Source organism: Candidatus Synechococcus spongiarum (genome assembly GCF_900047545.1).
Taxonomy (GTDB): domain Bacteria; phylum Cyanobacteriota; class Cyanobacteriia; order PCC-6307; family Cyanobiaceae; genus Synechococcus_B; species Synechococcus_B spongiarum_C.
The window spans coordinates 1-10,980 of record NZ_FITM01000123.1 but is presented as its reverse complement, the minus strand read 5'-3'; the positions used below and the strand labels follow the sequence as shown (position 1 = coordinate 10,980).

10 protein-coding genes and 1 tRNA gene are annotated in these 10,980 nt (G+C 62.7%); 1 reads left to right on the top strand and 10 read right to left on the bottom strand.

The annotated features are described in order from the left end of the window. Positions 1-140: 140 nt before the first annotated feature. The 10 genes from FLM9_RS05260 to FLM9_RS05215 form a co-directional block, all read right to left on the bottom strand. Positions 141-881 (bottom strand): amino acid ABC transporter ATP-binding protein, encoded by a 741-nt coding sequence (locus FLM9_RS05260; protein ID WP_074457586.1) that lies wholly within the window; start codon positions 879-881, stop codon positions 141-143. A 105-nt stretch (positions 882-986) separates the two neighbouring features. Then, positions 987-2,030, bottom strand: coding sequence for an amino acid ABC transporter permease (locus FLM9_RS05255; RefSeq protein ID WP_081340211.1), 1,044 nt, complete (start codon positions 2,028-2,030; stop codon positions 987-989). Then, positions 2,023-2,928: an ABC transporter permease subunit gene (locus FLM9_RS05250; RefSeq protein ID WP_081340210.1), complete on the bottom strand. Its 906-nt coding sequence runs from the start codon at positions 2,926-2,928 to the stop codon at positions 2,023-2,025. The genes FLM9_RS05255 and FLM9_RS05250 overlap by 8 nt, the downstream gene beginning before the upstream one ends. Continuing rightward, positions 2,925-3,986, bottom strand: coding sequence for an amino acid ABC transporter substrate-binding protein (locus FLM9_RS05245; RefSeq protein ID WP_074457581.1), 1,062 nt, complete (start codon positions 3,984-3,986; stop codon positions 2,925-2,927). Before FLM9_RS05245 ends, FLM9_RS05250 begins: the two co-directional genes overlap by 4 nt. Before the next feature lie 110 nt (positions 3,987-4,096). Further along, a tRNA-Met gene (locus tag FLM9_RS05240) sits at positions 4,097-4,170 on the bottom strand. Positions 4,171-4,340: 170 nt separating this feature from the next. Further along, positions 4,341-4,907 (bottom strand): DNA starvation/stationary phase protection protein Dps, encoded by a 567-nt coding sequence (gene dps, locus FLM9_RS05235; RefSeq protein WP_074457580.1) that lies wholly within the window; start codon positions 4,905-4,907, stop codon positions 4,341-4,343. Between the two features lie 20 nt (positions 4,908-4,927). After that, a complete protein-coding gene (locus FLM9_RS05230) occupies positions 4,928-5,914 on the bottom strand; it encodes an asparaginase (protein ID WP_074457579.1) in 987 nt (328 codons plus the stop codon). A gap of 25 nt (positions 5,915-5,939) precedes the next feature. Further along, positions 5,940-6,428, bottom strand: a complete 489-nt coding sequence (locus FLM9_RS05225; RefSeq protein WP_074457583.1) for a CGLD27 family protein — start codon at positions 6,426-6,428, stop codon at positions 5,940-5,942. A 29-nt stretch (positions 6,429-6,457) separates the two neighbouring features. Further along, positions 6,458-6,820, bottom strand: a complete 363-nt coding sequence (gene rsfS / locus FLM9_RS05220; protein ID WP_074457582.1) for a ribosome silencing factor — start codon at positions 6,818-6,820, stop codon at positions 6,458-6,460. Between the two features lie 28 nt (positions 6,821-6,848). Further along, entirely contained in the window at positions 6,849-7,493 is a 645-nt protein-coding gene (locus FLM9_RS05215) for a DUF3318 domain-containing protein (protein ID WP_074457578.1), read from the bottom strand. A gap of 108 nt (positions 7,494-7,601) precedes the next feature. Here FLM9_RS05215 and carB point away from each other — a divergent pair, with 108 nt between their 5' ends. Beyond that, positions 7,602-10,901, top strand: a complete 3,300-nt coding sequence (gene carB / locus FLM9_RS05210; protein ID WP_074457577.1) for a carbamoyl-phosphate synthase large subunit — start codon at positions 7,602-7,604, stop codon at positions 10,899-10,901. Positions 10,902-10,980 lie beyond the last annotated feature (79 nt).

Genomic DNA, 10,980 nt, shown 5'->3' with positions numbered 1-10,980 from the left:
CTACGACCGCTGTGCCCATATCTTCCTCTCTGCCGTCCTCCTCGCCGCCACTCTCAGCTTCTGGTTATGAGTCCTGAGCCTAGGGAGCGTGGTTGCTGTCCTGTCCTCCCCCGCCCTGAACGCCTGTCGGGTTGTTGGAATCAGAGGATGCGACTGAGGAAAAGCTGGCTGCGCTCCTCCTTGGGGTCCGTGAAGAAAGTTTGGGGGCTGGCCTCCTCCACAATCATTCCCTCATCCATGAACACCACCCGATCCGCCACTTCCCGGGCAAAGCCCACCTCGTGAGTCACCACAACCATGGTCATGCCCTCGGCGGCCAGGGCGCGGATGGTCTCCAGCACCTCCTTCACCTTTTCCGGATCCAGGGCGCTGGTGGGCTCGTCAAACAGCATCAACTGGGGAGACAGGGCCAAAGCCCGGGCAATGGCCACCCGTTGCTGTTGACCGCCACTGAGTTGGGAGGGATACTTGTGGGCTTGCTCACGGATGCCCACGTGGTCCAGTAAGGCCAGAGCATCCTTCTTCACCGTCTGCCGGTCCCGCTTCTGCACCCAGATGGGGGCCAGGGTGACGTTCTCCAGGATGGAGAGATGGGGAAACAGGTTGAACGACTGGAACACCATTCCCACATGGCGACGAATTTTGCTCACCACCTTCTGGCTGTTATCCGCGTCCAGGTGATAGCCCAGCACCTCCAGGTGGCCACCCTGAATGGTTTCCAGGCCGTTGAAGGTTCGAATCAGGGTGCTCTTGCCAGAGCCGGAGGGACCCATGATCACCACCACCTCCCCTTTCCCCACGGCCAGATCCACCTTGCGCAGCGCTTGAAACCCGTTGGGAAAAATTTTTTCCAGCCCCTGGCTGCACACCGCCAACTCCAGGACGGCTGACAACGTATCTCCCGGCTGAGCACCTGAAGTGGACTGGGGGGAGGGGGCAGTGCTGGAGGCCATGGCGGGGAAAGGGGGTGGAAAATCGGCAGAAGGTCAGTGGTGACCAGTTACGTTGAGGGTGCGCTCCACGCGGTGCGCCAGGCTGGTCATCAGAATGCAGACAGCCCAATAGAGCAGCGCCAGCCAGATGTACACCTCCAGGTGGTGACCCAAGTAGTCGGGATTGGCCAGGATGCTGCGGCTGATGCCCAACAGTTCGATCAGGCCCAGGTAGGCCAGCAGGCTGGTGTTTTGCAGCGAGGCCACGCACTGGTTGGCCAGGGCCGGCAGGGCCGTGCGCAGGGCCTGGGGTAACTCCACCAGGGCGACGGTGAGCAGGGGGGAGAGGCCCAGGGAGCGGGCTGCTTCCAACTGGGTCTTGGGGATGGATTGCAGTCCACCCCGCACGTCCTCCGCCATGTAGGCCGCCATGAAGAAACCCAGAGACACCACGGCCCGCAGCACTCGGTTCAAGGTCCAACCCTCCGGCAGAAAGAGGGGAATCATCAGTTGACCAAAGAAGAGCACCGCAATCAGGGGCATGCCCCGCATGAGCTCGATATAGCCGGTGGTGAGCCAGCGCAGCAGAGGCAGTTCACTGCGGCGCGCCAGGGCCATGAGAATACCCAGGGGCAAGGCCATGAGAATGGTGCCCAGGGTGAGCAGAAGACTCAGTTGCAGGCCCCCCCAGAAGCGACTCTTGACCGGCTCAAGCCCCAGCCCCGAAGCCAGTAGCAGCAAACCGATGGGCAGGATGAGAACCCAAAGCAGGGGCAACAGGCGCACCACTGCTGGCGGCACCACCTTGGACGGCATCAGGGTCAGGATGCAGAGCGCCGCCAACAGGCCCAGCCAACTCCAGCTTCGCCAAATCTGGCTCACCGGGAAATTGCCGTTGAAGTAAAGGCGGACGTTCTCCAAGACCACCGCCCAGTCCGCCTGCAGGACGGCCCAGTGGAGCAGGTTCCACAGACCACCACCACAGACCACCACCAGCACCACGGTGATGAGCGTGTCCAGGGGTGAGGCAAACAGGCCACGGCGAATCCGCAACAGCAGTTGACGCGACCAGGAGCCGGAGCGGGGAGATTCAACCATGGCGCAGCACCAGGCGGTTGAGAATGTTCATCGCCCCGCTGATGAGCAGGTCCACCGCCAGAAAACCCGCCACCAGCAAGGCAAAGGCCTCAATGGAGCGTCCCGTTTGGGTGAAGGTGGTGTTGGCAATGGAGAAGATGTCCGAGTAACCCACAGCGATGGCCAGGGTGCTGTTTTTGGCCAGGTTGATGTATTGACTGTTGAGGCCGGGCAGGATGGCCCGCAGCGCCTGGGGAAGGATGATCAGGCGCAGAGTCCGTCCTTCGCCAAGACCCAGGGAACGGGCTGCTTCCCACTGACCGCGGGGCACGGAGTTGATGCCGCCCCGAACCACCTCCGAGATGTAGGCGCCGGTGTACACCGTGAGACCAATGAGCAAGGCCATGAACTCTACGGAAATGGGCAGTCTCAGCCAACCCGCTAAGGTCTCCACACCGTTGCGGGCCGCCGGCATCCCAAGAAAGACCACCACGTACCAGAACAGCAGGTGGAGCAGGGGTGGGACATTACGGGCCACAGCCACATACAGGTTGGCCAACTGACGCAAGAGCCAGTTTCTACTGAAACTGGCGGCCCCGCCAATGCCCCCCAGGACCGTGGCCAGCACTAGGCCCACCACCACCACCTGGAGGCTGTTCACAAACCCCACCACAAAGGCCCAGTCATAGCTGTCCTCTGTTCTGTAGGACAGCAGGCTCCTGGGTAGGGGGAACCGGGCCGGTCGGCCAAGCCAGTCAAAGCTGAGCTCCAGGCCACGGCGGACCAGGTTGACCTGCAGGTTGCTCACCAGCAGGGCAATGACCCCCAGCACAAAGAGGCCAATGGCCACCTGGAGCAGAATCAGCAGAAGCCGCCGCTGCCCTGGTGGCCGACCCGGAGCAGGGGGTTCTGGGCTCAATTGAAGGGAGGTGCGTAGTGAAGGCCGCCGTCCGTGTAGCTGGCGTTCAGACCGCGGGGAATGAAGGTTGACGTGCCACGGCCCAGATGGCGATCATAGATCTCCCCATAGTTGCCCACGGCGCGAACGGCCTGCACCACAAAGTCGTTGGGCAGGCCCAGCTTGCTGCCCAGGTCACCTTCAATGCCCAGGAAGCGACGCAGGGCTGCATTCTCCTGATCCGCGCCGCTGGTGGCCGATGCCAGCTGCTCGTCAATGTTGGCCTGGGTGATGCCCTGCTCTTCTGCGGACATGAGGCCATAGACAGTCCAGCGCACCGCATCGGCCCACTGGTCATCCCCGTCCACCGTGGCCGGTGCCAGGGGCTCCTTGCTCAGCACTTCATCCAGGATCACGTGATCATCGGGGTTCTCGAAGCCGGAGCGGGAGCTGTTGAGAGAAGAGCGGTCAGCGGTGATGGCAGCGCAACGTCCGTCCAGATAGGCCTGCTCGCGCTCCTGGGGCGTCTCGAATTTGACCGGTTCGAAGGAAATCCCCCGGGCTTGCAACACGTCGTTGAGGTTCCGCTCCGTGGTGGTGCCCCCGCCAACGCAGAAGGATTCGCCCTCCAGATCCTCCAGTGTCGTGGCGCCGCTGTCTTTGCTGACCAGCACCCCTTGGCCGTCATAGAAGACCACAGGGGCGAAGACAAGACCGTTACCGCCGCCGGAATCACGGCTGAGGGTCTGGGTGGTGTTGCGGGAGAGCAGGTCGATCTCGCCACTGCTGAGGGCCGTGAAGCGCTGGGCCGCCGTGAGTTGAGTGTAGTCGACCTTGTCGGGATCCCCCAGGGTGGCGGCTGCCACGGCGCGGCAGATATCAGTGTCCAAGCCCGTGTAGGTACCTTCAGTGGTGAGATAGCTGAAGCCGGGCAGGCGGCCGCTAATGCCACAACGCAACTCTCCTCTGGACTTCACCTGCTCCAATAGGCTCACCTTCTCCTCGGGAGCCGTGGCGCAACTCGCGAGAGCCAAAAGAAGGGGTGCGATCGCGAACCGCTTGAGAGACTTGACCAGCATGAGTGATTTGGAAGGTAAAACGACTGAAGGCTAGAACAACCAGGACACCACATCTACAGATGACCCTCCCAATTCCAATCCTTTGTAAGTTTTTCTTTTCTTGCCGAAGATGGCGGGGAGGAGATTTGAACTCCTGACCTTCGGGTTATGAGCCCGACGAGCTACCAGACTGCTCTACCCCGCGACGGGATGGCATCCAGGCCGGGCATGGGTCAATAATCCTTGCCTGCCTGGATCTGCCAAGACCTGAAAACTCTACACCATTGGCACACTGTGTGCAAACCCCAATCCCCATGAAGACATCGTTCACGCCACCATCCCTGAAGTCCAAGGTGGTTGGAGAGTAACGATGCCTCAGTGCTCCTGGATCCCCACCAGGTTGGAAGGCACACGGCTTTGGCGCTGCTGGTCCTCACCGTGGGTTGTCCCGTCTCCCCCGTAGGCATGGGCCTCCACCAGCCACAGATTCTTGTCCACTGCTCGGGAGATTTCCACAAACAGGTCTTCCGTATCGGCGTCGCCCGCTGCACCCGCCGTGGCAATGGCCCTGCGGATGGCTCCACCGAAGGTGGCCAGGGCACCGCTCACTGCTTCCATGTGATGGTTGCCGGAGGCGATATCCAGCGGATAGGCGGGCAAACTTGACTGCTGCGCCGCCACTGCCGCCGTGCCGAAGGCCACACCACCCATGGTGACGATGCGCTCCGCCAGGTTGTCCACGTGGGTGAGAACCTCGCCGTGGATCGCATCAAACAGCTCGTGCAAGGCAATGAACGACGGCCCCTTCACGTTCCAGTGGGCTTGCTTCATTTGCGTCGAGAGGTCGACGGCGTCCGCCAGCCGGGCGTTCAACAAGGCGGCCATCTCCCTGCGGGTGGCTGCCGGCAGGTCGATTTTGCTGGGGCGTAGTTTGGGGTTCATGGTGTGCTCCTGATGGTTACCTAGCTTGTTCCATTGAAGCGCAGTTCACCAGAAATCCGGAGACTCAGGTGGGGGGAGAGATGCTGAAAACGGGGTCGCAGGTCGGCCGTGGCCTCGGGAGTGAGCCAGCCCAACTGGTCTAGGAGGTGCAGGGCCACAGCATGTTTGGCCCGCTTGGCCCCATCCTCCACCTTGATGGCCACACCGATGCCCTCGTTCACCCGGCCCACACACTGGATGCCCTCTGCCCCCCCCTTGCTGATTACGGCCCCCAAGCCAAAACGCATCACTTCCGTGTCAAAGCAGCCGTCCCCTGCCACCAGTTGAGGATGGGCCTGCATGGCCCGGCAGAGCCGTTCCAGCTCAGGTGCTCCGGAGCTGCTGAGGAGGGCAAACACCCGCGCCAGTTGGACCAACTGCAGTTGCACCGTCGGGATACCACAGTCGTCCGTGGCCAGCAAAAACTCCGCAGCAGGCTGGTGCAGCAGTTCGGCAAGGCGCTGCAACACTTCCCGCTGTAGAGGGTGCTCCGGGTCCATGTAGGTGGCCAGGGGCCAATCCATCCGCTTACAGACGGCCAGGAACGCCGCATGTTTGCCCGAGCAGTTGTGCTGCAGGGGACTGGTGGCCCCAACCGGCACGGGACATTGCAGCAGGTCTGCACTCAACCCCGCCTTCCACAGGATATGGAAGGCGGCACGGGCATGGGTGACGGTCCCACGGTGGGAGGCACAGGCAATGGCCAGTTGCCTCTCCTGGAGTTGGTTCTGCTCTGCTGCACCGGTGAGAATCAACAGGCTGGCCTGGAGGGGCTTGAGGGCCGAGCGGCCAAAGCTGGCCCGGAAGGGATCCCCCGCACCCATAAGCAGTCGTCCCTGCTGATCCGTCACGGCGGCATGGACCCGATGCACCGATTCCACAATTCCGTTGCGGCACAGCAACACGTCCAGGGGAGAGGCGGGGGTGCCTCGACCGGCCATGGTGAACGGGGAAGATGATTGACTCATAAAGGGCAGAAGCCAGATGACGGCCTTAAACGAGGCGACATAACGCCGCGCCCAGCACCAGCGCCACAGTGGCCATGGTCATCAGTTGCTGCAACCCCAGCAGGAGGGGGCGCACCTGATGCTGAGCCACCAGCCAGTCCTTCTGGCGCCACACCAAAGGCTTTTCCCAGATCTGTCCATCGTACCAGCCAGACTCCTCGTACTCAATAGACTCTGCCAGCAAACGGCGCAAGATGAAGGTCCAACCCAGCCACTGGCGGACCAGCAGCAGCAGAGGCAGCACCAAAGCCCCCACCAGCCCGGCGGCCAGCAGTCGGGGTGGGTCCTGCTGAAGCGGAACGCTGCCACTGGCAATGACCGTGGTGAGGGGAATCAACAGTAGCCAGCAGAGGGCAAAGGGCTTGAGACAGGTGAAAACGTCAGGATCAGCCCAACGAAAAAACCAGGACCGGCGCAGTTCTTCATATTGCTGCAGTGGGCGCTGCTCCATGGGAACCGGGCAGGTGCTGTCCATCAAGGCCACAACAACACAGAACACAACATTCAGGAAGTCTTGGCCATGGGCTGATGGGTGTGCAGTTCCCCATGGCTCCAGAACCCTTCCAGGTCATAAAAGTGACGTTCCTGGACGCCCATCACATGGACGATCAGTTCGCCGTAATCCAGGAGCACCCAGCGTCCTTCCGAGACGCCCTCCAGCCGCAGGGGACGGCGCTGGGCCTTCTCTTCCAGCGTCTCCTCGACGGAACGAGCAATGGCCCGCACCTGTACGGGGGAACCACCGGAGCAGATGACAAACCAATCCGTGAGATAGGCCACTTCCTCCACGCGGATCAGCACAATGTCCATGGCTCTGCGGTCATCACAAGCCTCTGCCGCCAGTCGGGCCAGGGCAGCCGAGTCCAACGGTTGCGTCCGGGATGCACTCAAAGCGTCAGTCACCACTTCCATAGACGTTCTCGCTGCTCACGGCCTCCGGACTTCCCTCAGACCGCGCCATCTCCGCCTGGGCCTTGGCAGCACTCCGCCGCAGCGCATCCAGGCGATTTTCATAGAAGCTGCGCTTGCGCTTCTTGCGGGTTTGGGCCACCAGCGTCTTCAGGGCACTGCCCAGGCTGCGATAGGCATTGGGTAGGGAATAGCCAAAGCGGGTGGCCAGGGCAATGGCCCGCTCATCGGCCGCAACGGCTTCCTGCAGGTACTTCTCGGGATTGTTTTTGAGGTACAGGCGGTAGCCGGCAAAGCCGGAGAGGCCCAAGGCCAGCAGCAGCAGCAGACCGTCCTGTACCCAGAGTTCGCCGATGGCACCACCAAGACCAATGGCCAAGGCCGCCATTTCCCACCCATCCCGTGGCACGGCGTCGTTCTGGATACGGCCCACCTCATGCCAGAAGAGCAGATTGCGCTGATCCAGGGCCAAGGCCTCCCACGCCTCCAGGTCCACCTGAATTTCCACCTCGTCACGGCCAATTTCCTCAATGGTGATCAGAGGGGGATCAGCGGCAGCAGCGGACTCCACAAATACCCAACTCTGCATTTCCGGCGGGAGAAGACCTTTGAGTCGCTGAAGTTCAGTCATACGGTTCATGGTGTGAGTCCAGCCTAGCGGGCCAATTGAACCCGCCAAGCCCATCATCCCGGAACCGGGGGATGCCATGCTGGTCTGGCTTGGCCTTTGCACCCTCGGATGCCCCGACGCAGTGATCTACAGCGCATTCTCCTGCTGGGTTCCGGGCCGATTGTCATCGGCCAGGCCTGCGAGTTTGACTACTCCGGAACCCAGGCCTGCAAGGCCCTGCGAGACGAGGGTTTTCAAGTGGTGTTGGTGAACTCCAACCCGGCCACCATCATGACCGATCCGGACATGGCAGATCGCACCTACATCGAGCCCCTCACTCCAGAGGTGGTGGCCCAGGTGATTGCAGCGGAGCGTCCTGACGCCCTGCTGCCCACCATGGGGGGACAGACGGCGCTCAATCTGGCGGTCAATCTGGCGGAACGTGGCGTGCTGGAACATTACGGCGTGGAGTTGATTGGCGCCAGTCTGGAGGCCATCCGCAAGGCGGAAGACCGGCAGTTGTTCAAGGAGGCCATGGGTCGCATCGGGGTAGAGGTTTGCCCCTCCGGGATTGCCGCCAACCTTCTGGAAGCCGAGGCCGAGGCCCGGCAGATCGGCAGCTACCCCCTCATCATTCGCCCGGCCTTCACCCTGGGGGGCAGCGGCGGGGGCATTGCCTATAACACCGACGACCTACTCAATCTCGCCCGCAGTGGCCTGGAAGCCAGCCCGGTGCGCCAGATCCTGATCGAACAATCCCTGCTGGGATGGAAGGAATACGAGTTGGAGGTAATGCGGGATCAGGCGGATAACGTTGTGGTGGTTTGCAGTATTGAAAACCTAGATCCCATGGGGGTGCATACCGGTGATTCCGTCACCGTGGCCCCTGCCCAGACCCTCACCGACCGGGAGTACCAGCGGCTGCGGGACCAGGCCTTGGCCATCCTGCGGGAGGTGGGGGTGGAAACCGGGGGCAGCAACGTGCAATTTGCCGTCAATCCTGCCAACGGCACCCTGGTGGTCATTGAAATGAACCCCCGGGTGAGCCGCAGTTCAGCCCTGGCCAGCAAGGCCACGGGTTTCCCCATCGCCAAGATTGCCGCCCGCCTGGCCGTGGGCTATACCCTGCCGGAAATCCTCAACGATATCACCGGCAAGACACCGGCCTGCTTTGAGCCCAGCATTGATTACGTGGTCACCAAGGTGCCGCGCTTCGCCTTTGAAAAGTTTCCCGATGCCCCGCCGGTGCTCACCACCTCCATGCGCTCTGTCGGTGAGGTGATGGCCATGGGCCGCTGCTTTGAGGAGTCCCTGCAAAAGGCGTTGCGGGGCCTGGAGATTGGCCGCGCCGGCTGGGGTTGCGACGGATCCCAGACCCCCATGGACCCGGACGCCATGGCCGTTCAACTGCGCACCCCCACACCGGAGCGGATCTTTCAACTACGCCAGGCCATGGAGCAGGGCTTTGATCAGGGCCGGCTTCAGGAATTGACCGGGATTGACCCCTGGTTCCTGGCCAAGCTGGGCCGGCTGCTGCAACTGGAGTGTCAACACCTGCGGGGGCGGGGGCTGCAGGAGTTGGATGCTCCCACCCTGCTGCTGCTCAAGCAGCACGGCTATAGCGACCGCCAGATTGCCTGGGCCACCGGCTCCCAGGAGTTGGCGGTGCGCCGCTGGCGGCAAAAGCTGGGGGTGGACGTGGTGTTCAAGACCGTGGACACCTGCGCGGCGGAGTTTGCCTCCACAACGCCCTACCACTACAGCACCTACGAAGCCGCCGGCGCCTGGCTCCAGGAGGACGGCGCCATGACACACCAGCCGACCGCAACGGAGGTGCGGCAGGATACCCGGCGAAAGGTGTTGATCCTGGGGGGTGGTCCCAACCGCATCGGGCAGGGCATTGAATTCGACTATTGCTGCTGCCATGCTTCCTTCTCCCTGCGGGAGCAGGGCTGGGTCACGGTGATGCACAACAGCAACCCGGAGACCGTCTCCACAGATTACGACACCAGTGATCGGCTCTACTTCGAGCCCCTCACCCTGGAGGACGTGCTCAACGTGATCGAGGCGGAGCAACCCGCCGGGGTCATCGTCCAATTTGGCGGCCAGACCCCCCTGAAGCTGGCCATGCCGTTGCTGCAGTGGTTGAAGACCCCCGAGGGACGCCGCACCGGCACCACCATCTGGGGCACGTCGCCGGAGTCCATCGATGCCGCCGAGGATCGGGAAGGCTTTGAGCAGCTCTTGCGCAAGCTGGCCATCCGCCAGCCCAACAACGGCCTAGCCCGCAGTGGGGGGGAAGCCCTGGCAGTGGCGGAGCGGATTGGCTACCCGGTGGTGGTGCGGCCCAGTTACGTGTTAGGGGGGCGGGCCATGGAACTGGTGCACAACCGCTCTGAGTTGAGCCACTACATCCAGCACGCCGTGCAGGTGGAGCCGGATCACCCCGTCCTCATTGACCAATACCTGGATAACGCCATCGAAGTGGACGTGGATGCCTTGGCGGACGCCCAGGGTCGTAGCGTCATTGCCGGCATCCTGGAGCACATTGAACCCGCCGGGATCCATTCGGGAGATTCCGCCTGTTGCCTACCCAGCATTAACCTCAGTGGGGCGGCCCTGCACACCATCCGCCAATGGACCCACACCCTGGCCCGATCCCTGGGGGTGGTGGGGCTCATGAACGTGCAGTTTGCCGTGCAGGGGGATCAGGTGTCCATCCTGGAGGCCAATCCCCGCGCCTCCCGCACCGTCCCCTTTGTGGCCAAGGCCTGTGGCCATCCCCTGGCCAAACTGGCCGCCCGGCTCATGGCCGGCGAAACCCTGGATCAGGTGGGCTTGACGGAAGAACCCCGTGTTCCCATGCAAACCGTCAAGGAAGCGGTGCTGCCCTTCAAGCGCTTCCCCGGCAGCGACAGCCTGCTGGGACCGGAGATGCGCTCCACCGGGGAGTCTATGGGCAGTGCCACCGGCTTTGCCATGGCCTATGCCAAGGCGGAGTTGGGAGCCGGGGAGGAACTGCCCCGCCAGGGGACGGTGTTCCTCTCCACCCATGACCGGGACAAACCAGGTCTGGTGCCCATTGCCCGGCGGCTGGCGGAGCTGGGCCTTGAGTTAGTGGCCACCCGAGGCACTGCCGCCCACTTGCGGGATGCCGGCCTGGCGGTGACCACGGTGTTGAAGGTGCATGAGGGGCGACCCAACATTGAAGACCAGATTCGCTCCGGCGCCATCCAGCTCATCATCAATACCCCCATCGGCCGCCAGGCTGCCCACGATGATCGCTATCTACGCCGCGCCGCCATTGACTATGCCGTGCCCGCAGTCACCACCCTGGCCGCTGCCCAGGCGGTGAGTGAGGCCATCGCCGCCCTGCAACAGGGGGACCTGAGCATTGCCGCCCTGCAGGATCTTCACGGTCAAGGTTGAGCGGTCCCCTGGCGGGGTGAGCCGTGATAGCGACGGCGCCATTTACCCACCGTTATGTTGCTGACACCCAGTCGCTTGG

Bases quoted from the DNA above. Each gene is read 5' to 3' on its own strand.
- FLM9_RS05255 (WP_081340211.1), bottom strand. From the start codon at position 2,030: ATGGTTGAATCTCCCCGCTCCGGCTCCTGGTCGCGTCAACTGCTGTTG.
- FLM9_RS05225 (WP_074457583.1), bottom strand. From the start codon at position 6,428: ATGGACAGCACCTGCCCGGTTCCCATGGAGCAGCGCCCACTGCAGCAA.
- dps (WP_074457580.1), bottom strand. From the start codon at position 4,907: ATGAACCCCAAACTACGCCCCAGCAAAATCGACCTGCCGGCAGCCACC.
- carB (WP_074457577.1), top strand. From the start codon at position 7,602: ATGCCCCGACGCAGTGATCTACAGCGCATTCTCCTGCTGGGTTCCGGG.
- FLM9_RS05245 (WP_074457581.1), bottom strand. From the start codon at position 3,986: ATGCTGGTCAAGTCTCTCAAGCGGTTCGCGATCGCACCCCTTCTTTTG.
- FLM9_RS05230 (WP_074457579.1), bottom strand. From the start codon at position 5,914: ATGAGTCAATCATCTTCCCCGTTCACCATGGCCGGTCGAGGCACCCCC.
- FLM9_RS05215 (WP_074457578.1), bottom strand. From the start codon at position 7,493: ATGACTGAACTTCAGCGACTCAAAGGTCTTCTCCCGCCGGAAATGCAG.